Below are 25,902 nucleotides of genomic sequence, written 5' to 3' on the forward strand. Positions count from 1 at the left end.
CAGGGCACTCCGGCGACGGTGGCGGTAGTGGTGCCATCTTTACACGAAGTGCTGAGTCTTGATGCGAAAAGTCCACATTAGGCCTTGCTGGTGCTAGCTGATCACCAGCAAGGCCCGGCAACGGCGTGGAGCCGCGGTTAGAGATGGCAGACTGAGCAGCCGGCTTCGTCGTCGTCGGTATCGAGTGCTTCCGAGAGGACTTCCAAAAGCGGACGGTTCGGCTTGATCCGCTTGGCGGCGCGGGCCATGGCCGCCTCGTGCCTGGACTGGATCTCCTGACGGCGGTCGATCAGTTCATGCAACGACTCGCCCTGGGACCAGGTGTACTTGCGTCCCTGCATGGCGGTCTCCTGATAGCGGACCTTCTCTTCATAGGCCACTGCCCTGTCGAACAGCTCGGGGTGACGCTCCTTGAGGCCTACCCACTCGTGTTTGCGCTGGAAGAAGCAGAAGTAGCAGCCGGATCGGGTGCGCCATTCGTAGTAGGCGGGCAGCCCGACACCTGCCTCGTCGAGGATGCGCATGACACCGTCTTTGTCGATCCCGTCATCCCGGAACGGGAAGATGGCCTGGATGTTGGGCTTGGTGCTGACGTAGCCGAGCCGGTTCTCATCTGCACGGATAGCGACGTAGGAGATGACCTCGTCGTCGCCAACCCATTCTTCCAGGGGCTTGATCTTCAGGTTCTTGGTGCACCAGCGCATCTGGGGCGAGGGGAGCGTGCCTTGGTAGACCTCCATCCAGTGGTCGAAGTCACGGTCGGCGTTGAGCCGAACGATGGGCTTGCCCAGAGCCGCTTCCAGACGGTTGAGGTACTCGTAGGTCTCCGGCAGCTCCGCACCGGTATCACAGAAGAAGTACTCCATGTCAGGGGCTCGGTCGCGCATGTAGATGGCGAGTGCGGAGGAGTCCTTTCCACCAGAGATGCCCAACACGTGCCGGACCTGTCGTTTGGTGCCGGTGTTACCCGTCATGGTCACTGGCTCCTCTCTTGCCGCGAGGGGTTGTCGGCTCGGCTATCCGCTCGGTGAGGGCGGCGAGCAGGATGCGCGCGCCGTCCTCACCGAGTGAGCTTTCAGCTTCTCGCAAGACTCGGACAGTCAGGGCGTCTACATCCTTTCTGACTATCGCTGGAATGTAGAGGAGGGTGCGGCGCTCTTCGCCATCGCTGCTGGTCAGTGTCAGGAGGCGTGTCTCCAGCGCACCTTCTTGGGGTCCGACGGACGAGCGGTTCTGATGCAGGTGGCTCACGCGGTCGAGGGCAGAGGCCATCTCCTGGACACGCTGCGGAAACATGGCAACATCCTTGTCAGACCAGTCTCCCAGTGCAGAGTTGGCCAGCCGTACGAGCAGCGGGTCGAGCCAGTCCTCGTCCGGCAAAGTCTCGTTGAGTGCGATGGCCACGAAGCCCCGGAGTTCCGTGCCTAGGGCGACGTCTGTGAACCCGCGCAAGCGGGCGGCGAGACCCTCACGCAACTCCGGCAACGTTGCGGGGAGGCGGAACTCGGCAGCTAGGGTCTGAATGACCTCGTCGCGAAGTGCACGGTCGATGCCGGAGATCTCGTCGACCGCAGTGGCCAGCCTGTCGGCGTACCCCTTATTGCCCCTCGTGCTCCGTTTCGCGTCAGCGGCGATCGGTTCCAGACCGAGAGCTTCGGGAAGAGTGACGAAGAGCAAGTCGTCAGGGTCGCGGGCTTCCTGGAGGGCGGAGCGCACGGCAAGAGCGTCAGGACTGAGTCGCCGCGTCCGTCGTGCGTACGGCGAAAGTGTCATGACCCGTTCGAGCAAGTTCCGGACGACGGCGAGCAGGGCCGGATTACGCAAGGCCTGGGACGGCGGGGTTTCCACGCCGAGAACCAGGGACAGGTCCTTGAGGACTGTCCGCCGCAGGCCTTGCCCACCTGGAGTGAACTTCACAGCAAAACGATGCGGTGCCTTGATCATCCGCTCTACAACGTCGGAGGACAGGCGAGGGAGGTAAGAACCCTCTTCAAAGAGAGCAACGTCCTCGTTGCGCACGATGAGCGCTGTGACAACCAGGAGTGGGACCGTACCGGCCTTGACGCCGTAGGGCGGGATCATCACGGCGCGGAAAATCTGGTCCAGGCCTGTGCGGGCCCGGGCACCGGCGAGAGCATCCTCCAAAGCGTTCCACACAGGTTGGGCGTGTCGATGCTCAGCCCCTGGGCGGGAGAACCCGTACTCGAGGAGGGAGGTCGGTGACTCGCCCTGCGGAAGATCCCTTTTCTCCCGGTGCAGACCCATGTACGCCAGTGCCCCGCTGTACATGGCTCGCTCGGCGGGGTACTTCTGGATGTCCAGATGTTTATGACGTGATTTGAGTAGCATCGCCGTGAGTAGTTCCCGGCGCGCTTTTGCTGCCTGGCTCGTTAGCTCGTGGCGACCGAGCATTTCGTTACGGATATGCGGTGAAGCGTGGAAGACACGGTCACATGCGATCGAGGCAAGCCCGCTCAAACTACGACTTTCGATCACCTCGCCGTCTTCTTGAGAGACCGAGGCACCGGAATGCCAGAGATACCAGGTAGCGCGTTGGGTCTGAGGATAGAACGCCGTGTCGAGAAGTCCCATCAGTTCCGCTTTGGCCGCGGTGGCGCGTTCTCTGATCTCCTGCCGTGCCACAGGATCCAGGAGCTTGTCCAGCAGGAGCTCTTGGAGGGCGACGAAGTAGGACGCGACACGAAGTACCAGGTCGGGCTCCTGGGTAACGCCGAGGACCACGGGGAGAGTGGTCTCGACCGTTGGACGATTCTCAAGCATCCCGAGGTGGAAAATCAGGAGCCCGTCGGCGTGATCGCTGAGCTCGTCGGGGCCGATGAGCATTTCGGTGTCCGGGCCCGTGACACGAACGAATAGTGCGCGGAGCATACCCGTTACCTGACTGTGCCTTCCGGCGGCTACGGCAAGGGGCAGGTGCTCTCCCAGCTTACTGATTACTGCGGGTGCGTCGAGGTGGCTAGTGACCTCCTCGAGACGCGCGTCAATGTCGACATCGCTGCCCCGCCAGATCCGGAATTCTCCGTTGAAGCGCCGGTGCACCACAAGGCCTCGATCGACCAGGCTCTGCAGCTGAGTCTCGAGCTCACTGAAAGCATGGGCGTCAGGTTCTTCGCTAGGCTCGTGGAGGGCGAAGTGAACCAATCCGGCGGTCGCCCGCAGCGCACCGTCGGAGTCGATTAGGTTCAGTATGCCGATAGTGCGTAGGAGTTCCTGGTCGGCTGGAGACAGCCCGTTGGCTTCGTTGATACGGGAGTCGATCTCGATCCAACGGCTTGCGTTGGTGGAGGCGAGAAGGGACGTGCGGCCTGCGGCGATAAAGAAGTCGTACAGTTGCGCGATCTTGATGGTGGCCGCGCGGTCCGGCTTCTCATGCGAATGCATGGCCAGCGAACGGCGGACAGTGTGAGGCTCATCGCTGTTGAGGAAGTTGGTGAGACTGCGGTCGTGCTGGCCGATCTGGGCGGCGAGGTATGGAGCGGCGACAACTGTGAGGGGATGCAGAGGGTACAGGTCCTCAAAGTGGTTCGCGGTGAGGTCGACGATAGTGTTGAGACCCTGCTCTCGCCAAGCCGTTGCGGCCGCCCTAGCCTGGTTGCGGATCAGTGCGCTGTTGGGCTGAGAGACGTCGCCATGGCTGATTCGCTGTCGCATGAGCTCCACAGCGTCGCCGAGGTGGGGGACAAACGTGATGTCCTCGAACCGGCCCTGGATCTTCGCCCACTCGCGGGTCTGCAGCTCACTGGATCTCACTGCATAGTCCATGAAGGACATGTGCTGCAGAGTCATCATGAACAGTCGCAGGCCTCGCCGGCCCGCGCTCATCTCTGCCAGTTCCTGCAGTAGGAACAGATCGTCCCTGGCTGAGGCGAACTCGCTGTGCCCAGCTAGATGCTCAAGGGTCTTGCCGAATTCGTCAATCACCAGCAAGACGGGTTGCTGCTCACACAGGGTGTTGACCGCGTGCAGGATGTGCTTGGGCGTAGCGCCGGCCTCGGCGCACACAGCCAGAGCCTCATGGACGTCTTCGGGCACGTGCTGACCCCAGCGCCTTCGGGCAGCAGTGTGCAACGCCCGTGACAAGGTGGCAACGAGTGGCTCCCTACGTGCGGTCGCCACGGCCCCCAAGAAACCAGCCTCGCCTGCCAGCGCGTCCCGGTGAGACTTCAGACGCTGGGCGAGATTGTTGCTCGTCCCATCCAGAACCGTCTCAGCCTGGGCACGGCGGTGGACATCGCCGCCGAGAAGCGCATCGATAATGTTGGCGAGGGTGGACTTGCCCGAGCCGTAAGGACCCGTGAAGGACCACGACCGGGTACGGCCTAGGTCGCCTAGGGCACTTGTGAGTCGCTCTAGTGCGTCAATGGCGCGAGCCCCGATGTAAGGAGAGTGAAGTTCATCCTCAACGTCGCGCTCCAGATTGGTCGACCGCATCCGGGACCCGACGAGCGCGATCCCTTGGGGAAACTGCGGCTCTCCTGGAGGGTTGGAGGGGGCTTCGTGCTGTGCAGGGGCCGCGCTGGTCACGCGTTCTCCTCAACGTTGATGGACAGTTGCGGGTCCTGCGCCCTGCGACCGAGCTCGCGTTGCTCTGCATCGGCGAGTTGCGGGTATTTCTGGTTCCACTCGCCACGTGTCGGGAAGCCTGGAGTTCTGCGGACATGGTCGTACTGCTCGTCTAGAATGTCCCAGGCCATGGTAGAAGGATCGGCCGAGTACGACAGGCGGCGCTGTCCCACGGCTTCAGTTATCTGTAGCTCTGGATGGTCGCCAGCAACCTGTTCCAGTGCAGCTGCGATGACTGGTTCCCGTATCCGGAACGCACGGCCAGGGGAACCTGCCTCGTTCGCCAGACGCGCCAGGGAGACCGATGTACCCCCGCTGTGCATGGCCGCGGCATAGTCCAAACAGGCGTACGTGATGACTCTTGCCGGGAGCGACGTGCGGGCGCCGGAAGTGAATTGCCACTCCGGGCTGCCTCGTTGCCCGACTTGTTCCAGCAACCCCAACTCTCGGAACGGACAGGCAAGCAGGTCCTCAAGGGCGCCAGGGGCCCCCGCCTTGCGTTGGGCGGGAACATACATCTTGGATAGACAGTCGACATCCTTGGCGATCGAGGATTCAACCGGCGCCTCGGGGAACGAAAGATTCACGTGGCGTACGATGAGCTGGGTCAAATCTGGTGCGGTGAACCGGGATGACGGCGCAAGGTGGAACGCCACGTACCACGAAGGGGCCCAGCATTTTGCTCCAGGACGAGAACTGAGCAGCCACCAGTGCAGCAGCCAAAGGCTTCCTGGTTCTTCGAGATAAGGGTCGGCTCCGTCCTCGTCAAGTAGCCAACGCGCTTCCCACGTTGGATAGGCGTACATCGCGCGAGACGCCGACTCCTCGCGACTTCGGGCCTCGCGGGTCAGCTTGAATGCCCGCGACCAGTACCTCATGGCGTTCACCATGTTCTTGCCGACCCCCAGCATCACAGGGGCGTCTTCGGCGAGGAACACCTCGGGATTGTCCTTCACTTGCATATATGCTTTATGAAGCCATCCAAAGCGCGGCGCGAAAGTCTCGTGCCGTGCGAACTGAAAGAGGGCTACGTCGGCGAGCCGATTGTCTGACATGCAAAGAATCTCCGCGTCCGTTCGGGGTTATTCAGGCAGTGGTGGGTCAAACTGGCCCAGAAAGAGCAGACCGCACCTTGCGTACCGCACGAGTCGTAGAGGACACGGCTTGAGCTACATCACGGCTGGTACTGCCGGGACCCAAGGAAAATCTCACAGTCGACTCGGCCTGCTCCCTGGTGCGTCCCATCGCCAACAGCACGTGACTAGGCCCCGGTGCACCAGACGAGCAGGCACTCCCCTCAGAGGCCGCGACGTCGGGCATGGTGGCCAGCACGGCATCAGCGGGCGTCCCTGTAAAGGTGATGCTCGTAACGCTCGGAAGCCGGCGGGCAGTGGCCCCATTGATTCGGCAGTCGTCAATCTGCTCGACAAGGGCGGTCTCCAATGCATCACGCAGCTTCGCGACGTGTGCACTCTCAACAGCCATGCCTTGGCGTGCCGCTTCGGCGGCTGCTCCAGCACCCGCGATCCCAGGAACGTTCAAGGTCCCGGCCCGCCAGCCGCGCTCTTGCCCCCCGCCGTAGATAAGCGGACGGTAGGGCAAAGGAACGCTGCGCCGGACAAAAAGGGCACCCACCCCTTGCGGTCCGCCGAACTTATGGGCTGACAGCGACAACAGGTCGACTTCGAGGGCTGCAAGGTCGATTGGCAGGCGGCCGACCATCTGTGTCGCATCGGTATGCACGAACGCCCCAGCCGCGTGGGCCGCCTTCACTATCGGTACCAGGTCGTTAAGGACGCCCGTCTCATTATTGGCAGCCATCAGCGATACGACCGCTACTCCACCTTTGGCCAGAGTGTTAAGATAAGCCTCTAAGTCCAGAACGCCCTCGCTGTCGACCGGCACCAGACGCAGCGCGTCGGACTCCTGATTAGTGAGGCTCTTAGCCGTCTCCAGCACGGCTGGGTGCTCAACCGTGCTCGTAATGAGGGCACCTCCTGCGCTGCACGCTGCGCGCAGTGCAAGATTGTTCGCCTCAGTGGCCCCTGAGGTAAAGATGATCTCACCGGGTGAGCAGTTGAGCAGGTCAGCAAGCTGACGCCGCGCGCCCGCTACGCGTTCGGCTGCGCCGTGCCCTGCACGGTGCGCGCTTGAAGCGTTGCCTCCCACTCGCATCGCGTCAAGTACCGCCTGCATCGCCTGAGGGCGGATGGGGGCAGTAGCGTTGTAGTCCAGGTACGCCAGAAGCGGGTTGCCTACCGAGTCAACCATGTCTCCACCTCCGCTAGACGCCCGCCTCCTGCAAAGCTGGTGATGATTCCGCAGCTCGGGATCGCTTCCACCAGCTCTCATGCGTGATCCTAGCCTGCCCAACCAACTCCGGTGCAGATTCCACAAGTTTGCCCACTTCAGGCGAAGGGTGCGGCTTGCATCAGGGATGTGGAGCCGATTAGCTCACCGCCCCACGGGTGAATGACGCAGGCTAGCTCTGACCGTCCAAACGTGGATCCCGCGCGGTGGCGTGCATCTGGCCAGCAAGGAAGCGGGGGTCGAGCCTGATCCGCGTCGCATGGGGGCCCCGGCCATGCATCCTCGAGGAACGAACGGGTCCATCACCGTGGTGCGCTGCAACGATGCCTGCTGCCGGTCCGATAGTTCGCAGTGCGGGTCGGCTGTGGAATCGGACTTCCTGCGAGGTCGTTCTGGATACTGGAGTCACGGACCCTTATGTGCAGCGAGTAAAGCGTCGGTTTCATCAAACTGCAACTCGGGGGCGACAAGGGGGTGGCGACTCCGGTTCGAGGATGTCGTCCTCGTGTATCGACAGAGCACTACAGGTTTCATCTTGGATCTATGTGCCCGGATACCCGGTTCTGGCGAGCTTTGGCCACATCCTGCCGTGTCATCTGACGAGCGGATTGTCACGTCCTGCTGCGGACTGTCACTGTAAGGGTTAAAGTCGGACCACGTGCCCGGTCGCCGTTGTCTGGCGAGCCTGGGGAGTGAGGGCGAGGAGCAGGATTGCAAGTTGCTTCGGTGAGTGAGGCGCGTGGCCCACGAGCAGGGCTGACGCAGCGGTGAGCGACTCCCCAGGCCTATCCTTTCGAGCCCTCCTTGATACGGCCCCCCTGACTTACGTGCGACGGCAGCTCGGCGAGCATGCATGCGAACTGCTGGACCTGTTGCATGGCGAATACCGCGAAGATGTACTTCGCGGCGTCGCGGCGTCATCCGTATCCGTGGACCGTCTGATCGGAGACGCCAGTGAACGCGCGCAGCTGTTGGATCTTCTCCCTCAACCCAAGCGGGCGGAGCTCGCCGAACGGCTTGGCAGTGACGGCTCTGCCGAGCCTACGTCCTACCTTGCATCGCTGGGATGGACGCCAGATCAGCGTCGCACGCTCCTGGGCTTCCTCGGCCTGATCGTCGACCGGGCTCCTGAGCCTCCCGTATCGTTCCGGCGGTCCAGCACTGCGACCTATCCGCTGTTCCCACATCAGCGACTCGCTGCCAGCAAGGTCCGGCGCCTGTTGTACAGCGGTGAGCGCAAAACCGTGCTACATCTCCCAACGGGTGTAGGCAAGACCCGTACCGCAATGAACGTTATCTGTGATCACTTGCGGCATTCCGAGCCTTGCGTTGTGGTCTGGCTGGCTCGAGGACGGGAACTGCTGGAACAGGCCGCCCTGGAGTTTGAGCGCGCATGGAATGCCCTTGGTAACCGCCAGGTCAACGTGCGACGTATGTGGGGTGAGGCGCCGGCCGACATAGACGGGCTAACCGATGGGCTCGTGGTCCTTGGCCTCGACAAGGCGACGGCTGCAGCCAAGGACGATCCAACGTTCCTGGATCGCCTCGCCCTCCATACCAGTCTAACTGTGTTCGATGAGGCTCACCAGGTCGTCGCCCCTACTTACCGCAGGACGGTCGATGCTCTCACGCTCCGCAGCGACTCAAGCCTGCTAGGACTGACGGCGACACCGGGCCGGACTTGGAAGGACATTTCTGAAGACGAGCGCCTAGCTGACTATTTTGCTCGCCAGAAGGTAATGCTGGAGATTGACGGCTACGACAACCCCGTCACTGCTCTGATTGAACAAGAATACTTGGCTCGCCCCGTATTTCGAACTGTCGCTGCAGACTCGGGTATAAAGCTCGGCGCTCGGGATAAGAGAATTCTTGCGACCTCTTTCGATCTTCCCGATCACCTTATTGCGCGGCTTAGTGAAAATGCGCAATGGAATCTGCAGGTTGTACGCACAATATTGGACTTGAGTGAACAACATCGCCGGGTCCTGGTCTTCGCCGCTTCCGTATCGCACAGTAAGTTGATTGTTGCGGTCCTTTCGATGTTCGGCCTTAATGCAGACCAGATCAGTGCCGAATCATCCGTACGCCACCGCGATCACGTGATCAAGAGGTTTAAATCTCCGGGGGCGCAGCCGATGGTTCTCTCCAACTACGGCGTGCTGACAACAGGCTTCGACGCTCCGGCAGCAAGCGCTGCCGTCATCGCGCGACCTACGCGCTCACTGGTTCTTTACAGCCAGATGGTCGGCCGCGTCATCCGGGGTCCCAAGGCCAGCGGCACGCCCACGTGCGAAGTCGTTACGGTCGTAGATCCAGTATTGCCCGGCTTTGGAGATGTGGCTGAGGCATTCACGAACTGGGAGGATGTGTGGGGAGAACGATGAAGTCCAGGTACTCGATCGTCACCTCTGACCTGACAGTTAAGGCCTTGCAGGACAGTGGATATAAATCGACGGCCCACGCTATCGCAGAATTGATCGATAATGGGATAGAGGCCGACGCTGACCTCGTAGAGCTGTTCGTCGTCGAGTCCCCCGATAGGTCTTCTCAGCGCACCCGCCATCGTGTGGAAAAGATCGCCGTTCTCGACAACGGCACTGGCATGGACCATGAGACGCTGCGCCAATCGCTCCGCTTCGGAGCTGGGACCCGGCAAGAGCGTAAAGGTATTGGACGCTTTGGAGTGGGGTTGCCTAACTCCAGTATTTCCCAATGTGACCGTGTCGATGTCTGGTCATGGCAAGCTGGGCCCGAAAATGCGCTTCACACCTACCTCGACCTAGCAGAGCTTCGCAAGGGGCTGGAAGAGGTTCCCGAAGCAAAGCCAGAGGCACTTCCAGCCGAATGGCAAGAACTCGCCGAAGGGCTGGGGACGTCTGGGACCCTCGTCCAGTGGACTCGGCTGGAGAGAGTTCAATGGCGCGGTGCCGATGCCACTCTGACCAACACCGAGCGGCTTATTGGACGCATTTATCGGCGCAAGATCACCCAGGGCACCAGAATTAGACTGGTCCCAGTGCGTGGCTGGGCGGAGTTGCCGGGTGTGCGTGACACCAAGCCCAACGATCCCCTGCATTTGACCGCACCGAGCTCAACTCCTCCGCCATTCGATACAAAGGCGATGTTCCGCTCTTTCGGTGCTGGCAACACCGGCGAGGTAGGTGCGGAACGGTTCATGGTTAAGGGCGCCGATGGCAAAGAGCATCCTGTGCTCGTCCGCGCGTCAGTGGCCGTGGATGCCGCCCGGCGTCCCGACATCGAAGGTCAAGAGTGGCCTTCTGAGATATCTCCCAGCCTCAAGCCCGGTGACACGCCCTGGGGCAAGCACGCAAACAAGAATCTCGGCATTTCACTTATCCGCGCTGATCGCGAACTCGACCTTGATACTGGATGGACGAACTCCTACGACCCGGTAGAGCGGTGGTGGGGTGTCGAGATCGACTTCCCCCCTGCTCTCGACGAGGTCTTTGGCGTAACGAACAACAAGCAGTCGGCGACCATGTTCTCGGCGCTTGCCAACTTCAGGTGGCGTGAAGAAGCTGCTGGACTCTCGTGGGAGGAGTTTCGTGCGGAGCTTCGCGATGAGGGAGATCCACGGCTTCCCCTTATCGAGATCGTCTACTACATTCGCGAGAAGTTGCTTGGCCGGCTGCGTTCCCACCTTGAGGATCAGACCCGTGGCACGGGCACCAGTCGCAAGCGCCACGAACAAGCAGAGAATCAAGCGGAGGAGGCCGTCAAGCGGCGCCGGGCGGAGACCAAGGCGAGCCTCACTGACAGCCTCGCTGAGACGGCCACCCGCGAAGAAATCAAGCAGCAGCAACTCGAGAGCTTGGTCGAGACGCACAAGTACAGCAAGGCTGACGCTGAGCGAATCATCGAGGAGACGTTCTCCCGAGGGAAGCACACCCGCCTTCTGGCCAGCCGTAATCCGGACTCTCCGGCCTTCTTTAATATCGAGTTTATCCCCGGGCTGCTTCAGGTCGCGCTCAACATGGACCACCCGGTCTACAATGATCTCATCGCAGTCCTCGATAAGGACTTCGACGACGCGAGCCGGGAAGAGCTTATCGACCGGCTCGTGGCTGCTGCTAACGCCTTCAAGCTGTTGCTCCTGTCCTGGGCGCGATTCGAGGATGAACAGCCCGAGAGACCACGTGCACGTGCCAAACAGATGCGACAGGACTGGGGAAGGATTGCCTCCGAGTTCCTCAGTGCAGACAGTGAGGATGATGAGGGCGACGAATAGTGGTGCGGGACCATATTTGGCAGCAGATTAGGCTCTTGCTTGCTGGCGCATCTGAGCGGGTCATCCTCGTTGCCCCGTTCATTAAGAAAGACGTGTTCGAGGCTGCCCTGGAGGCCGTTCCATCCAGTGTTGAAGACGTCAGGTGCGTCACCCGCTGGTCAGTGGCCGAGGTCGCGGCCGGAGTTTCGGACCCCGAGATCGCTGAGATCGCTGCGGCTGACGGGCGATCGCGCATCGATCTATGTCATAACCTGCACGCTAAGTTGTACATCGCTGACAACCACTGCCTCGTGGGCTCCGCCAACCTCACCGCCAAGGCCGTTGGCCGCAACCCGGCTGCCAACGTCGAGCTCCTCTTAAGGGTGGGCACTGAACACCCTGAAGTGCAGCGGACACTCGACCTGATCGCAACCTCGTGTGTGAGAGCGTCCGTAAGCCTCGCCCAGCAGATCCGAGCGCAAGCCGACCTGATGCGGAGAGATGAAGACGCTCCGCAGGTCTTGGTCGCTGGCCAGGCCAGTATCCCTCAAGAGTGGCTCCCGGAGACGCGCAACCCCGAACGGCTCTATAACGTGTACCGCGGACTGCACCGAAACATTGGCAGGGACGTGCTCGCTGGAGTAGTCCGCGATCTGGCGCACCTAGACATTTCGCCGGGCCTTCCCGAGCCTGCCTTTGCGGAAGCCGTCCTCGCTGGCCTGAGATCTATATCCCTGACGAGACAATTGTTCGAGATAGGCAGGCTGAATCTTGAGGAAGTGAAAGCGGAGCTGGTGGACGAAAGATCTATGTCCAGTGAACAAGCGCAGCGTGCTGTGGAGACTCTGGCTCAGTGGTTGAACTATTTTCATAACGTACATCTGGTGCCAGTCGGTGCATGGGAAATCCGCGAGGGAAGAGAGATTTATTAGGCGGCTCTTCTCTGTGTATGGACCTGCTGGTTACCCAGCTTCTGTCCCTCCATCCTGGCCGCGCTGCCGACTAGAACGAGGGCTGTCGGCTGATTCATGCTGGCCTGGCACTCGGGTGACTAGTTGGCGGCGGACCTGGGCGCCTGGATCTGCTTCGAGGACGACTCCGGCCAGGGGCTGAGGCCGCCTCTAGCAGGCTGCGCATCAACTACCGCAGCACCCAGGAGATCCTGACCTGGTCGTCCGCATCATGACCGGCGAGAAGATCGACGACTTGGACGAGGGCTCGGACACCCTCGACGGCTACACGTCGAGGCTCCGCGGCCGGAACCCGTTTCTGTCGCCGGCATCGAGCCAGGCCGTCGAACTGGACCGCTTGGTCGGCAAGGTCCGCTCCTGGCTGGACGCAGGAGTCGACCCGTCGGACATCGCGGTGGCAACCCGCTTCCACGATCTCGGCGCGCGGGCGGAGCAGCGACTCCTGGACGACGACATTCCCGCCGTTGCCCTCAAGGACGGCCCTGACGCGTCCGAACCAGGCGTAAGGGTCGCCACGATGCACGCGATGAAGGGCCTGGAGTTCCGCTGTGTCGCCCTCATCGGGGTCACGAGCGCGCCCACCCGCTCGACGCCGCCGTCACCGCGGCCGACCTCGACCGCATCCAGCACGAGATCGACATGCTCAGCGAACGCTCCCTGCTGTTCGTCGCCTGCACCCGCGCTCGCGAGGACCTCTACATCTCCTGGCACGGCAGCCCCAGCCCGCTCCTCCCGCTGTAACCACCTCAGCCGATCGGCGACCTGCGGGTTGAGAGCTGGGGACGCATCGTCCACACTCCCGTCCGCCGCCCATCCGTTGGGGCGGACGGTCGCCGTCCGTGTGGACGGAAGGGGCCGGCTTGTGGACGGACCGTCCGCCGCGCGGCGGACGAGGCGGCGACGACCACCAGGACCACATCGAGGCCCACGAGGAAAGGGCCGCACGGTCCAGCCGTCGCTGCTTCGTCGAAGGGGAGACGCCCGGCTTGGGGCCCGACGCGACCCCGCTATTGAGCCGCTCGGAGCCGTTGGTTTCTTGCTGGGTCTTCTGTGTCGATGCCCAACTGCCGAGTGTCACCAACCGATCCGCCATCGCGACGGATAGCATATCTGCTGCCACTCTAAAAATAGGATTGCTTGGCACTCTCCGTCAGTGATTGGAACTGGTGGATCTCCCGCAGTCAAGAGTGGTAGCGACTGGCAGGAGGTAAGGCAAGCCCTACTTGGAGGCTGCAAGGTAGGACCGTGTCGCGACACGTCGTGGATTCATGGAATCCACCGCGCCACACTTTTGCGGCGAGGGACCGGGCGCGGTCCTGGACGGTTGATCGGAGGTGCAGTCACGAGCGACGAACAACCCAACCAGCCCCGCAAGCTGCAGCGACGTTCGCAGCTCGGCGGAGGCCGCCGACGGGACCGGGAGATGAGGTTCCGAGTTAGCGACCAGGAGTACGACGAAATCTGCTCGGCAGCCCAGCGAGCAGGAACCGCCTACGGAACATTCATCGTCCACACCGTACAGGCAGCAACTCGCCAACACGGATTAGGGCAGCAACCGACTGCGGAACTCTGCGAAGAACTGCGTGGCATTGCGCGGCAGTTGAACCGCATCGGCGTGAACATCAATCAGCTGGCGCGCATGGCGAACACGACAGGCCAGGTGCCTTACGAACTGCCCACTGCGTTGGCGTATCTCGAGAACGTCCTCCGGAGAGTGGACGCCATGTCCGTTGAGATCGGTCGGCTCCTGCGATGATCGGTAAAGTCACCCGCGGTCAGAGCCTCGCAAGGTTGCTCTCTTACCTGTATGGCCCTGGCCGCCGCAACGAACACGTAGATCCCCACATCGTCGCAGGCTTCCGGCTACCTATGGTCCTCGAACCTGGCCTCGACGCCAGAGGCGATCGGGACTTCCGTCACCTGGCCGGTCTCCTGACCTCTCCGTTCGACACCCTTCGACACACACCGCTGCCCCTGCCGGTCTGGCAGTGCTCGATCCGAGCTGCTCCTTCAGACCGAACCTTGTCGGACGATGAATGGGCCGACATCGCCGAAGAGGTGATGCACCAGACCGGATTCGCCCCACAGGGTGACGACCAGGCATGTCGCTGGATCGCGGTACGGCACGCCGACGACCACATCCACCTTGTCGCGGTCCTTGCGCGTGAGGACGGCCGCAACCCCAATGTCCACCGCGACTACTTCCAGGTCGCCAACGCCTGTCACATCGCAGAGAAACGCTACGGCCTCACCCGAACCGCACCCGCGGACCGCACCGCAGCACCACGCCCGACCCGAGCCGAGACAGAACTCACCCATCGCAAGAACTGGTCGGAGCCGCCCCGCACAACCCTCCGCCGGCACGTAGCCACCGCAGCCGCCGGAGCGGAGGACGAAGACGACTTCTTCACCGCCCTCGAACATGCTGGAGTACTGGTCAAGACCCGTGAGAGCCCCCGCACACCGGGAGAGATCACCGGCTACGCAGTCGCACTTCCGCACCACACCAACCAAGAAGGACAACCGGTCTGGTTCTCCGGAGGAAGACTCGCCGCCAACCTCACGCTCCCAAAGCTCCGCCACCGCTGGACAGCCCCTCAAGGAAGCAAACGCTTCGAACGGCCCAGCTTCAACAGAGGGGAATTGACTCACCAGGAACGATCCGCGGCCTACCAGGAGGCCGCCCGAGCCGCCGCAACAGCCACCTGGCAGATGCGCCACATCCAAGACCCGGCAGTCCGCGCCGACCTGGCCGCCGCAGCCGCCGACGTCCTCAACGTCACCGCGGCCATCACCGGAAACCGAGGACTCGCGGCCGCCGCCGACTTCTACGACCGCGCAGCTCGCGAACCTTACGGATACCAACCACCGTCCACTCCCTACGGAGCAAACCTACGCACCGTCGCCCGAGGCCTTGCCCTCTCCGAGATCAACGCACGACGCGGCCAGCGCCCGAGCCCGGTCGGCATCCTGCTTCACCTCATCGTGCAACTTGCTGCCTTTGTCGAGACGATCGCGGAGTTCCGACAGCAACAACGCCGTCTCGCCCAGGCCGCAGCCGCCCGAAGGGCCGCCTCTCAGCTCACCAGCCTCGGCCGCTCAACTCCGCGGCCCAACACCCCGACATTGCCAAGCCCGCAGCCGAACCTCAGGGCCGGGCAGGACGCCGCACGGCTCGCAGCCACATGCTTTCCGATACCTCTTGGCCACCAGATGAGCGACAACCAGCAGCCATCCGCCAGATCCGCGGCTCCGGAGCCCGGCTTGCGCCGGCGCCGTCCATCGCGGTAGCCCGGCTGCACGACCCTGACGCCACGCCGAGCAGGGTCGTGGCGTCAGGATCAACACCCGCGCATACTTACGTAGCGTAAACATTCCGCTGCAGAGAGAAAGGTGGAGTCATGACCGACCACAGCCCCCGCATGGGAACCACAAGGACACGCCCACATGACCGACTGCACGCCGGCTCTCTCAGCCGCAAGTAACGACGACGAATCCGTCCAACTCGCAGCCAACCTGTACGAACAAGTTCGGCAGCTCAACTACGCCACCGCCGGCCCTCCGAGCCTTACTCAGCCGTCTACCGCGTACGCGATCCTCGGCAACCTCAGCGCGGCCGTCTACGGTCTAGATCAGGCCCTCGACCAGATCAACCGCTTCTTCCTACGCGAGCTCCAGGCTGGCCGACTCGGCCACGACCGGGGCGGAGACCTCATCGGCGTCCTGAGCCGCCACGGCCAAGCTCTGGCGGAAGCCAGAAGGCACAGCCAAGCGCTCTCCACGGCTCTCTGCGAAGCCCAATCCACCGTCAGTGCCGTCCACTCCTGCTCTGCTCAAGGACGAGAACCGGACGGAACATCTCACGTTAAGGCAGACGAGCGGGACGCCGGCGTAGCAGCGGCGGCCGAAGACTTCCCGAGTCTGATCAGCGATCCACCACTCATCGAACCGCCTCCCACGAGCGAACGGCCCGGTCCGATCCGCACTCGTCGCACGAACACAACGGAGGCCTGAGCGTGGAACCGATGAGCCGCGAGGAACTCGCCGCCCTCCCCACCACAACAACGATCGAAACCGCCGCCCGCGCCCTCGGCCTCGGCCGAACCCGCGCCTACCAACTGGCGCGCGAGAACCGCTTCCCCTGCAAGGTCATCCGCATAGGCACCACTTACCGAGTGGTCACCGTTGACCTCCAGCGACTTATTTCGAGCCATGGGAATCTCTGACTTGGACATGCCACCTCTTTTCCACTGTCCCTCCAGCATCAACGCAGCGTGACTACCTAAGTTCGCCTGAGGCCTTCTACCCCAGCGCGCCGAGGTAGAAGGCCTCTGTGACTCGGTTGCACCTCGCCCTCACGACTCAAAGTGCTCTACCTGGTCATCCGGCAACCGCTGAAGAATCGGCCGGAAGTCACCGACAAAAATCCCCGCTGGAAGACCGCGCTGAACGCCCTGCCGCTGCACTACGGTGACCGCATCACCGTGAATTTAAAGCTGATTACTGCCTCACCTACAGTCTTTCAGACACTCCCCTGAAGATCTCCACTTGTTGGGTAGGAATATTGCCCGGATGTGGGGCACTGGCAAGCTACTTCTGGGCAGGAGAAGAAACCGTATCGAGGGTGGCCTCTGCCTTTGCCAATAGGTGGTCGTATGTAATAATCGACACACCGTGGAGCCTGGAATTCAGTCCATGCAAAGCGCGCTGCTGTGCCGGTTCCCATTCGTCCGATCGGCCAATTACTACAGTTGCCCTCGGATGGTATGCCGCCAGATCAGGATGATCCGGTACGAGAAGACTTGCTTGCTCATGCAGCTTATCTAGGTACCTATGGCATTGGCCGATTGCTTGACTAACTTGCTGAGACCAGTACCAGCTCTTGTGCGTGCTGTCGAAAAGAAGAACCTTCTTGTCGGGCCGTTTAAGCTCGATGATGTCACGCAGGCGATTTAGCGTTGAAGACATCAGGATATCGACTGTGTCTCCGACAGATATACGCCGTAGCTCATCCCTGAACGCATAAGAATTGCCAAAGGCCCAGGAGTGTTGCTCGCACCATTCTTGATACTGAGCTTCTTGATTGACTCCAGAGCTGAGAAGGCTCTTGAGCTCTGCAACTGCCCGTCTGAGCTCCTGAATCCTCAGGGCAGCGGAGAACGTGCCCCGCACGTTGCTAGAAATATCGATCGAGGAAAATTGTCGAATAACTTCCGGGTGGTCCAAGGCTGCGGCGATCTGCTGAGCAACCTCTGAACTGTCGCGCCCTTCGTAGCTTGAGCTTATCGCATCAACTCGCAGATCGATTTCGCGTTTAGCGTCAAACAAAGCATCGCGATCTTGCTGGAAGCTTAGGCCGCTGATCTGGCGAAGCCGAAACAGCGGTATTTTTACCTCCCGCGTCTCTCTGTTCCTGAGCAGCCCGGTTGTTGTTCGAGTGTCGCTAAGCCACTCCTCAACGGGCTTAGTTTCATCGATTACGAATTCGCCGATGTAGACACATTTTTGGGCTCGGGCTTCGAATACTCGAATAGGATAGCCTCGCCAATGGTGACTTAGAATACTCAAATTCTCCGACGTAACTCGAATCCAGGGCTCAGGATGCCCGGGACATATAAGGAGGTCGCCTTCCCATGCATATCCCTTTCTTCCGTCTTTAAGGGAAGTGGAAATAAAGGCGAATACATTTGGAGTTCTTGCGCTCGCCCCGACTCTGTTGTTCGTGCTGCCGCCGTAGATGGAAGTGAGCTTCCTCCTGTCTACGAGCCCGCCTTCTGGGATTGCCCAGGTTGCTGGCCATTCGGGAGAAACGTCTTCTTCGTGGGTGGCCGCTATCAGATCGCTCCACTGTCGATCCGAAAAGTCCACTTCAACTGTCTTAAACGTTGATATGGGGTTCGGGGGCTTGTGGGCCATGGTCGCCAGATCTGCAAATCCCATCTCTGTGAGTCGCTCGGGTGTGACCGGCCTGCTGAAGCAGTAATGGTCGAGTGACAGATGAGCTTCCTTGATGACCTCGGGAGGTCTAATGACGCGACGCGATTCGCCTTTAAAGTTCCTGACGGGTCCAAATGGGCGCCGTTCTTTTTCGACGAGACTGGTCACTTTGCCGATCGCTACAATGCCGCTCGCTCTGCCGCGTCGCCACAGAAGAGCTTGATCCCCAACCTCAACCGACTTGGGTGATAGGAGGATTCGGCTATCCCAGCTTCCAATTCGAGCTTCCTCGTAGCTCGCCCTGTCGAGCTTCGAAGGCGTCTCTGGTGCGACAATCAGCCATCGCTTCATTGGCTTCTCCTTGAGAAATCTAATGGATGTTTACCGAGCACATATCATGCAAGACGGGTACGACATCGGGGGCTGGGTGCCGTGCATCATCCTCTGTGGGTGAGTGATCGCCACTGTAGTGGTGACCCCATTGCGGTCGGGAGGTGTCTAGAACTTCGGCGATACGCGGAGGTGGGCTGCGTCTAGCCAGTGCTTGGGACGTTCGTCTCCATGTGGGAGAAAATGGTGAGCGAGAACTGTATGGCTTGGCCGGTTCGCGCTGCGTTCAGCCGTGAGCCACGCAGGCAGGCCGTACGACCACATGCGGAGGCCCGGCTTCAAGGGCGACCCGGGAGGCAGAGGTAGGAACTCTGGAGGTTTGATGCGCCTCGAGGGACTCGTCCGCGGCCAAGGTGAGGTGGCCACGTGTGTCGGCCAGATCGACCACGGATGCTCCACTGGCGGCACCTTGAGTGTGTGGCGGCGTGGGTGCCCGTAGGCCTGGATTTGAATGGTGGGGGATCGAGGCGATTGTCTCTCGGTGCTGGTGCTGGTGCTGGTGCTGGTGCTGGTGCTGGTGCGGGGCGGACGGTGTCCGTGGGTGGTGGCTGGGTTCGCGGACGGATGGCGGACAAAAGATCTTGAGGCCGGTCTCCGTTTTGGAGAACCGGCCTCTGACCTGCACCTTTGTGTCGGGGTGGCGGGATTTGAACCCACGACCTCTTCGTCCCGAACGAAGCGCGCTGCCAAGCTGCGCTACACCCCGGTGGTGGCTGCCCGGGAGTCGTACGTTCCTCCCGGCGCCTAGTCCACCTTAGCGGATGCGGGGGAGTGGTGCGTCCCTGATTTCTGGGCTGTGAAGGCGGTCACGGCGCCGGAGGTGGTGAGGGTGATGTTCGTCAGGGGGGTCGCCTCCAGCCAGGTTCGGAGGTCTGTTCTGGTGCCCGGGTCGCCGAAGGCGCCCTGGCGGCGGAACAGGTTGATCAGGGCGTCTCGGCCCGCCTGCTTCACGAGGGCTGTGCCTTGGAGGGTGCCGCCTGGACGTAGGACTCGGGTTAGTTCGTGGAGGGCTGCCTGGGGGTCTTCGAGGCAGTGCAGGCCGTTGTAGGTGAGGCAGACGTCGAAGGTGTCGGTGGGGAAGGGGAGGTTGTAGATGTCTGCCTGGACGAGGGTCGTCGTCTTGCGGCGGGCTCTCTTGAGCATGGTCGGGGAGAGGTCGGCTGCCACGTGGCGGGGGTTTTCGCGTACGGCCAGGCCGCCGCCGCAGGGGATGTCCAGGGTCAGGGCTGAGGGGTCCTGGGCGGCGATGAGTGTGTGGAGGTGGCCGACGTCGTAGTTCCAGAGGACGCGGGCTCCCAGGCGGGAGAGGGGGCGGTTCTGGACGGCGAAGTCGTACAGGGTGGCGAGGAGCGGGGCGGTCTTCCAGTTCACCGTCGGGGGACGAGGGTGAGCAGGGATGCCTCCGGCGGGCAGCAGAAGCGCATGGGGGCCTTCGGGGATGTGCCGAGGCCCGCGGAGACGTGAAGCCAGGAGCCGCGGTGCTGGTGGAGGCCCTTGACCCGGGGGCGGTCGAGGCCGCAGTTGGTGGCCAGGGCGCCGTAGAAGGGGACGCAGACCTGGCCGCCGTGGGTGTGGCCGGCCAGGAGGAGGTCGTAGCCGTCGGCGGTGAAGCGGTCGAGGTTGCGGGGTTCCGGGGAGTGCATGATGCCGAGGTGGACGTCGGCCTGGGGGTCGACGGGGCCGGCGATCTTGTCGTAGCGGTCCCGGTTGATGTGGGAGTCGTCGATGCCGCCGAACTCGACGTCCAGTTCGCCGACCTTGAGGCGGCCGATGCGGTTGTTGAGGTCGAGCCAGCCGGCGGCCTGGAGGGAGGAGCCGAGCTCGCGGTAGGGGAGGTCGGGCTCGCGGCGGCGGCGGCCGTAGTCGGACTTGCTCGTGCGCCAGATGTAGCGGAGCGGGTTCTTCAGGACCGGGGAGTACAGGTCGTTGGAGCCGTAGACGAAGACGCCGGGGCGGTCGAGGAGGGGGCCGAGGGCGTCCAGGAAGGGGCCGATCGCGTCGCGGTGGGAGAGGGTGTCGCCGGTGTTGACGACGAGGTCGGGCTCCAGGGCGTCGAGCGAGCGGACCCAGTGGATCAGGCGGGACCGGCCGGGCGTGAGGTGCGCGTCGGAGATGTGCAGGATCTTCACCGGGGGGCGGCCGGGCGGCAGCACCGGCACGTCGAAGCGGCGGAGGCGGAACCAGTTCCGCTCGATCAGCGAGGCGTACCCGAAGGTCGCGGCGCCCGCGCCCAGCACTCCCAGCGGCACTGCGTGGATCTTTCGCACGGCTCTCCCTTCCCAGGGTTCCATGCTTTCAGACATGGGCGCCGCTCGGTAATCCTGATGAGGCGGAAGGCCGCGGACGGGCATGATGTTGGGCATGACCCTGAAGGAGAAGCTGGAGACCGATCTGTCGTCCGCGATGAAGGCGCGCGACGAGCTCCGCACGCGCACGCTGCGCATGGCGCTCACGGCGGTGAGGAACGAGGAGGTCGCCGGCAAGCAGTCGCGCACGCTCTCCGACGACGACGTCGTGAAGGTGCTGACGCGGGAGGCGAAGAAGCGGCGGGAGGCCGCGACGGCGTTCGGCGACGCGGGGCGCGAGGCGCAGGCGCAGGCGGAGCGGGACGAGGGCGAGGTGCTGGAGGGGTACCTGCCCGCGCAGCTGTCCGACGAGGAGCTGACGGCGCTGGTGGCGGACGCGATCGCCGGGACGGGCGCGTCGGGGCCGCGCGCGATGGGGCAGGTCATGAAGTCGGTGAATCCGAAGGTGGCCGGGCGCGCGGAGGGCGGGCGCGTCGCGGCCGAGGTGAAGCGGCAGCTCGCGGAATGAGGAAGGGCCCGGCATGGCGCCGGGCCCTTTCGCGTCAGTCGTGCGGGGGGCCTCCGCCGCGCTTCTTGCCGGCGCTCACGTAGAGGATGACGGTCGTGCCGGGCGGGACGGAGGTGCCCGCGTCGGGAGAGGTCGACACGACCGTGCCCTTCGGCTGGTCGGACTCGACGGAGCCGGACGCGACCTGGACCTTCAGGTCGGCGCCCCTGAGCTTGGCGGTGGCGGCCGCGACCGTGAGGCCCTTCACCTGCGGGACGTTCGTGGTGTCGCCGAAGTCGCGGGTCGGGGTCTGGAAGCCGGGCGCGGGCTTGCCCGAGAGGGCGTTGCGCATGGACTGCTGCCACATGCCGCCGGGGATGTCCGCGCCGTAGACGCCGTAGACCTTGTACTGCCAGGGGCCGCGGAAGTCCCAGTAGGCGGTGGCGGCGGCGAGGTTCGGGGTGAACCCGGCGAACACGGCGCAGGTGAACTCTTCACAGGTTCCGGTCTTGCCGGCGGCGGGACGTCCGATGCTGCGCCCGGCGGCGGTGCCCTTGGTGAGGACGCCCTGCAGGATCGAGTTCACCTTGTCGGCGACGTCCTGGTCGAGGGCCTGGTGGCAGTCCTGCTTGGGCAGCTTGAGCTTCTTGCCCTCGGGGTCGACGACCTCGGTCACCGAGAGGGGCGCGCAGTACTTGCCGCGGGCGGCGAAGCCGGCGTAGGCGGCGGCGAGGTGCACCATGTCGATGTCGTTGACGCCGAGGACCTGCGACGCGATCGGCATCAGGGGGTCGCCGGTGGCCTGCTTCATCCCGAACTTCTCGGCCATCTTGACGGCGTTGCAGACGCCGACGCGCTTCTCCAGGACGGCGTAGAAGGTGTTGACCGAGTGCCAGGTGCCGGTCTTCAGGTTGAAGTTGCCCTTCTCGCTGTCGCCCGCGTTCGACAGCGTCCAGGGGCCGCCGCCGACCATGGCGTTCTTCACCTTCTTGCCGTCGAACATCCCGGTGTAGCGGCACGGCTGGAACCCGCTGATCGTGGTGGTCTGCGGCGAGTTGATGGTGGTGCTGACCGGGATGCCCTGGTCGATGGCGGCGGCGAGGGTGAAGACCTTGAACGTCGAGCCCGCGGAGACGCCGCTGCCGCCGCCGTGCGCGGAGTCGGCCGGGAGGTTGATGGTCGTCCGGCCCTTGCCGGGGCCGTACCGCTTGCTCAGCCCGATGGCCCGGACCTTGCCGGTGCCGGGCTCGACCATGGCCTCGGCGCCGACGCGGTTGCCGCCGGGGGCGACGGTTCCGCGCAGGGCCCGGTCGACGGCGCGCTGGTCGGCCATGTCGAGCGTGGTGCGGATGGTGTAGCCGCCGCGGTTCAGCTTGTTGACGACGGTCTGCTGCTGCTTCGGCTGGAGCTGCCAGTACTTGCCGTCCGACAGGATGTTGAGCATGTCGTACTTCACGTACTCGCAGAAGTACGGCGCCTTGCTGGTCTCGCAGCCGCCGACCGGGTCGGTGCGGTTCAGCTGGATGGGCTTGGCGGCCTCTGTGTCGGCCTGTGCCTTGGTGATGTGGCCGAGCTGCGCCATCCGGTAGAGGACGACGTCGCGGCGCTTGCGGGCGTCCTTGGGGTTGCGGATGGGGTCGTACGCGGTGGGGTTCTGGGTGATGCCCGCGAGCAGGGCGGCCTGGCCGAGCTCCAGCTTGGACGCGGGGATGCTGAAGTACCTCTTGGACGCGGCCTGGACGCCGTACGCCCCGGCGCTGAAGTAGGCGACGTTCATGTAGCCCTCAAGGATCTGGTCCTTGGTGAGGCGTTGCTCGACGTCCAGCGCGTAGCGGAGCTCGCGCAGCTTGCGTCCGACGGTGGGCGCGGTGACCTCGCGGTACTCCTCCTCGGACTTGGCGCTGTCGACCAGGAGGTTCTTGACGTACTGCTGGGTGAGGGTGGAGCCGCCCTGCGTCTGCTCGGACTCGACGTTGGACGCCATCGCGCGGATGGTGCCCTTGAGGTCGAGCGCGCCGTGCTCGTAGAAGCGCGAGTCCTCGATGTCGACCATCGCCTGCCGCATGATGGGGGCGACCTGGTCGAGCCGGACGGACTCGCGGTACTTGTCGAAGAACGTGGCGACCGGTTTGCCGTTCCCGTCGTACATCACCGTCTTCTCGGACGGCGGTGTCGTCTTGAGCTGGCTGTCCATGTCGTCGAAGTTGTTGGCGGCGTCGCGGGCCGTCAGCCCGGCGCTGCCGACGGCGGGCAGCGCGATGAGCGCGACGATGAGGCCCGCCACCACCCCGGCACCTAGCAACCTGAACAGCGTGGACGCGGCCTGGGTCCGATCGTTCTTCGCAACGCGCACGGGCTCTAGGGTACGCGGGACGAGCAGTGCATTAGGGACAGGTCCCCCGGGGTTCGTGCTTTCCGGACCGGTTGATCAGGGTTCTACGTCCGTTATGCCCTCATCGTGACAACCTGCGTAGTGTCTGGCGCGTCAACTACAGGTAACTAGTCCGTTCCGGCGGTATGGCCCCGGTGGGCTATATCGAGAATGGGCCCAACGGGGGCTGTTGAAACGTCCCTCGCTTCCGTAAGTTCTTCCCCACGGCTTTCGTTTGGCGGCCTGACGTCCGCGCCCGTCCGGCCAAGGAGCGCAAATCGACACAGACCCTAGGGGAGTGGGGCCAAGATGTGGATCACGGATTGGACCGCCCGCGCCGCCTGCCGTAACGCGGATCCGGACGCTCTGTTCGTGCAGGGTGCGGCGCAGAATCGAGCCAAGCTCATCTGCCGCGGCTGCCCGGTGCGCACGGAGTGTCTCGCTGACGCTCTCGACAACCGGATCGAGTTCGGCGTGTGGGGCGGGATGACCGAGCGGGAGCGCCGGGCTCTACTGCGGCGGCGGCCGGATGTGCGCTCGTGGCGCGACCTGCTGGAGACCGCGAAGGAAGAGTACGAGCGGTCGGCGGAGGTCGACGAGGACGATCTCGTCGTCAGCGAGGAGCTCGTCGCCAGCTGAGCTCGACGGGTCCCCGAGACCCGTTCGGCAGCGGTTCGCGGACCGGCACGGTCCAATAAAGCGTGGCCGGCAGGCCCGTACCACCATTTGGGTACGGGTCTGTCGGCACATGCATGAATGCCTGTTTTCGCTGATCAGAGTGCGATGCGGGTGAACATCCGGGTACGGCGTCCAAGTCCGGCCTGCGTGCAGTTTCCGGTGGTCGCCGATCCGGCAGAGCGCGTTTCTCCCAGATCGGCACGTGGCGCGGGCCGGGCTGAGAGCAGGCCGAACCGCCGCCGTTCCGGATCGACCGCCAGGAACCGCACCGAGACGTGGCGCCGATCGGTTCAGGGCACCCACCGACGAGGCCGGTGAAGCTCCTCGGGCTCGGCGCGCGACCCGAACGCCGCGCTTGCCCGCGACGACGCCTACGGAAGGCGCGCGTCGGGGCTCTGGGCGTCAGGCGGCGGCGGGGGACGCGGTGGGGGCGGCGAGGTCTTCGCCCACCTGGCGCAGGCCGTCGAGGTCGTGGACGTCCTCCGCCTGCGCCGGGACGGCCGTGACCGGCACGGTCGGGTGCGTGGACGCGAAGTGGTCGCGCAGGCGTTCCTCGCGTGCGGCGAGCTGCATGCGGCCGGTGTGCAGGCGCAGCAGGGCCGCGGTCAGCGCGTGCTCGCCGCGCTCCTCCAGGGTCTCGGCCGCCGCCTGGCTGCGAGCCGCCGACAGCGTGTCGGCGGGGGACTCGTGGACGCGGTTGACCACGAGGCCGGCGAGCGGCATCCGCTCCTCGGCGAGGCGCTCGACGAAGTAGGACGCCTCGCGCAGGGCGTCGGGCTCGGGAGCGGCGACGACGAGGAACGCGGTGCCCGGGGTCTGCAGGAGCTTGAACGTCTTCTCGGCGCGCTCGCGGAACCCGCCGAACACGGTGTCGAAGGCGGCGACGAACGTCTGCACGTCGCGCAGCAGCTGGACGCCGAGGACCTTGTTCATGACGCCGGTGAACACGCCGAACCCCGCGCTGATCACCTTGACTCCGAGGCGGCCGCCGGTCTTGGCCGGGGCGGCGAGGATCTTCATGAAGCGGCCGTCGAGGAAGCGGCCCATCCGCTCGGGCGCGTCCAGGAAGTCCAGCGCGTTCCGGGACGGCGGGGTGTCCACGATGATCAGGTCCCAGGCGCCGGAGCGGTGCAGCTGCCCGAGCTTCTCCATCGCCATGTACTCCTGCGTGCCCGACAGGCTGGAGGACAGCGACTGGTAGAAGGGGTTGGCGAGGATCTGCTTGGCCCGGTCGGGGTCGGCGTGCGCCTCGACGATCTCGTCGAAGGTCCGCTTCATGTCGAGCATCATGGCGTGCAGCTCGCCGTCGCCGTCGATCTCGATCCGGCGGGGGTTGTTGTCCAGCTCCGACAGGCCCATCGACTGCGCGAGGCGGCGCGCCGGGTCGACGGTGAGCACGACGACGTCGCGGCCCCGTTCGGCGGCGCGGACGCCGAGGGCGGCGGCCGTGGTGGTCTTGCCGACCCCGCCCGACCCGCAGCACACGATGATCTTCGTGCGCAGGTCGTCGAGCAGCCCGTCGACGTCGAGCACCGGTGGGGTCCTGCTGGTCTGGCTCATCGGTTCACCTCTGCCGGTCGGTCCCCGCCCGAGCGGGGGGTCAGCCTCACCCAGGAGACGCCGCGGTGGGGGCGGTGGGC

General features: G+C 63.7%; 18 protein-coding genes, 1 tRNA gene and 1 pseudogene. 10 read left to right on the forward strand and 10 right to left on the reverse strand.

Features of this window, described 5'->3' with window-relative positions:
- Window positions 1–137 precede the first annotated feature (137 nt).
- The 4 genes from ACQEU6_RS30120 to ACQEU6_RS30135 are packed head-to-tail and all read right to left on the reverse strand — an operon-like array spanning window position 138 to window position 6,855.
- Window positions 138–974, reverse strand: a complete 837-nt coding sequence (locus ACQEU6_RS30120) for a phosphoadenosine phosphosulfate reductase family protein (protein ID WP_499336417.1) — start codon at window positions 972–974, stop codon at window positions 138–140.
- A complete protein-coding gene (locus tag ACQEU6_RS30125) occupies window positions 964–4,545 on the reverse strand; it encodes an ATP-binding protein (protein ID WP_499336418.1) in 3,582 nt (1,193 codons plus the stop codon). Before ACQEU6_RS30125 ends, ACQEU6_RS30120 begins: the two co-directional genes overlap by 11 nt.
- The gene (locus tag ACQEU6_RS30130; protein WP_499336419.1) at window positions 4,542–5,639 is read right to left on the reverse strand and encodes a DUF4007 family protein; all 1,098 of its coding nucleotides are present in this window, start codon (window positions 5,637–5,639) and stop codon (window positions 4,542–4,544) included. The genes ACQEU6_RS30125 and ACQEU6_RS30130 overlap by 4 nt, the downstream gene beginning before the upstream one ends.
- Before the next feature lie 46 nt (window positions 5,640–5,685).
- Window positions 5,686–6,855: a cysteine desulfurase family protein gene (locus ACQEU6_RS30135; protein WP_499336420.1), complete on the reverse strand. Its 1,170-nt coding sequence runs from the start codon at window positions 6,853–6,855 to the stop codon at window positions 5,686–5,688.
- A gap of 866 nt (window positions 6,856–7,721) precedes the next feature.
- Between ACQEU6_RS30135 and ACQEU6_RS30140 the strand changes: the two genes are divergently transcribed.
- From ACQEU6_RS30140 to ACQEU6_RS30175, 8 genes and pseudogenes are all read left to right on the forward strand, one after another.
- Window positions 7,722–9,278 carry a DEAD/DEAH box helicase gene (locus tag ACQEU6_RS30140; RefSeq protein ID WP_499336421.1) on the forward strand — a complete coding sequence of 519 codons (1,557 nt, stop codon included), beginning with the start codon at window positions 7,722–7,724 and terminating at the stop codon, window positions 9,276–9,278.
- Window positions 9,275–11,143 carry an ATP-binding protein gene (locus ACQEU6_RS30145; protein ID WP_499336422.1) on the forward strand — a complete coding sequence of 623 codons (1,869 nt, stop codon included), beginning with the start codon at window positions 9,275–9,277 and terminating at the stop codon, window positions 11,141–11,143. The genes ACQEU6_RS30140 and ACQEU6_RS30145 overlap by 4 nt, the downstream gene beginning before the upstream one ends.
- Before the next feature lie 35 nt (window positions 11,144–11,178).
- The gene (locus tag ACQEU6_RS30150; RefSeq protein WP_499336423.1) at window positions 11,179–12,054 is read left to right on the forward strand and encodes a phospholipase D family protein; all 876 of its coding nucleotides are present in this window, start codon (window positions 11,179–11,181) and stop codon (window positions 12,052–12,054) included.
- A 1,192-nt stretch (window positions 12,055–13,246) separates the two neighbouring features.
- Complete coding sequence (locus ACQEU6_RS30155) at window positions 13,247–13,849, forward strand: MobC family plasmid mobilization relaxosome protein (protein WP_499336424.1); 603 nt, start codon at window positions 13,247–13,249, stop codon at window positions 13,847–13,849.
- Entirely contained in the window at window positions 13,846–15,384 is a 1,539-nt protein-coding gene (locus ACQEU6_RS30160; protein ID WP_499336425.1) for a relaxase/mobilization nuclease domain-containing protein, read from the forward strand. Before ACQEU6_RS30155 ends, ACQEU6_RS30160 begins: the two co-directional genes overlap by 4 nt.
- Window positions 15,385–15,540: 156 nt before the next feature.
- Window positions 15,541–16,107 carry a hypothetical protein gene (locus ACQEU6_RS30165; RefSeq protein ID WP_499336426.1) on the forward strand — a complete coding sequence of 189 codons (567 nt, stop codon included), beginning with the start codon at window positions 15,541–15,543 and terminating at the stop codon, window positions 16,105–16,107.
- Between the two features lie 11 nt (window positions 16,108–16,118).
- Complete coding sequence (locus ACQEU6_RS30170) at window positions 16,119–16,319, forward strand: helix-turn-helix domain-containing protein (RefSeq protein ID WP_499336427.1); 201 nt, start codon at window positions 16,119–16,121, stop codon at window positions 16,317–16,319.
- A gap of 120 nt (window positions 16,320–16,439) precedes the next feature.
- Window positions 16,440–16,631 (forward strand): annotated as a pseudogene (locus tag ACQEU6_RS30175) (hypothetical protein); the annotation flags it as partial.
- Window positions 16,632–16,683: 52 nt separating this feature from the next.
- Here ACQEU6_RS30175 and ACQEU6_RS30180 read toward each other — a convergent pair.
- The 4 genes from ACQEU6_RS30180 to ACQEU6_RS30195 form a co-directional block, all read right to left on the reverse strand.
- The gene (locus ACQEU6_RS30180; RefSeq protein ID WP_499336428.1) at window positions 16,684–18,381 is read right to left on the reverse strand and encodes a Shedu anti-phage system protein SduA domain-containing protein; all 1,698 of its coding nucleotides are present in this window, start codon (window positions 18,379–18,381) and stop codon (window positions 16,684–16,686) included.
- Window positions 18,382–19,052: 671 nt separating this feature from the next.
- Window positions 19,053–19,126, reverse strand: a tRNA-Pro gene (locus ACQEU6_RS30185).
- 38 nt (window positions 19,127–19,164) lie between these two features.
- Window positions 19,165–19,791 (reverse strand): class I SAM-dependent methyltransferase, encoded by a 627-nt coding sequence (locus ACQEU6_RS30190; RefSeq protein ID WP_499336429.1) that lies wholly within the window; start codon window positions 19,789–19,791, stop codon window positions 19,165–19,167.
- Complete coding sequence (locus ACQEU6_RS30195) at window positions 19,788–20,687, reverse strand: metallophosphoesterase (RefSeq protein ID WP_499336430.1); 900 nt, start codon at window positions 20,685–20,687, stop codon at window positions 19,788–19,790. The genes ACQEU6_RS30190 and ACQEU6_RS30195 overlap by 4 nt, the downstream gene beginning before the upstream one ends.
- A gap of 94 nt (window positions 20,688–20,781) precedes the next feature.
- Between ACQEU6_RS30195 and ACQEU6_RS30200 the strand changes: the two genes are divergently transcribed.
- The gene (locus ACQEU6_RS30200) at window positions 20,782–21,234 is read left to right on the forward strand and encodes a GatB/YqeY domain-containing protein (protein ID WP_499336431.1); all 453 of its coding nucleotides are present in this window, start codon (window positions 20,782–20,784) and stop codon (window positions 21,232–21,234) included.
- 34 nt (window positions 21,235–21,268) lie between these two features.
- Here the strand turns inward: ACQEU6_RS30200 and ACQEU6_RS30205 are convergent, their stop codons facing one another.
- Window positions 21,269–23,566, reverse strand: coding sequence for a penicillin-binding protein (locus ACQEU6_RS30205; RefSeq protein ID WP_499336432.1), 2,298 nt, complete (start codon window positions 23,564–23,566; stop codon window positions 21,269–21,271).
- 327 nt (window positions 23,567–23,893) lie between these two features.
- On the opposite strand from ACQEU6_RS30205, the gene ACQEU6_RS30210 reads away from it, so the two are divergent.
- Window positions 23,894–24,223: a WhiB family transcriptional regulator gene (locus ACQEU6_RS30210; RefSeq protein ID WP_499336433.1), complete on the forward strand. Its 330-nt coding sequence runs from the start codon at window positions 23,894–23,896 to the stop codon at window positions 24,221–24,223.
- A gap of 441 nt (window positions 24,224–24,664) precedes the next feature.
- Here the strand turns inward: ACQEU6_RS30210 and bagB are convergent, their stop codons facing one another.
- Window positions 24,665–25,822: an ATPase BagB gene (bagB, locus tag ACQEU6_RS30215; protein WP_499336434.1), complete on the reverse strand. Its 1,158-nt coding sequence runs from the start codon at window positions 25,820–25,822 to the stop codon at window positions 24,665–24,667.
- Window positions 25,823–25,902 lie beyond the last annotated feature (80 nt).

Source organism: Spirillospora sp. CA-108201, assembly GCF_050936235.1.
In the GTDB taxonomy this organism is placed as follows: domain Bacteria; phylum Actinomycetota; class Actinomycetes; order Streptosporangiales; family Streptosporangiaceae; genus Spirillospora.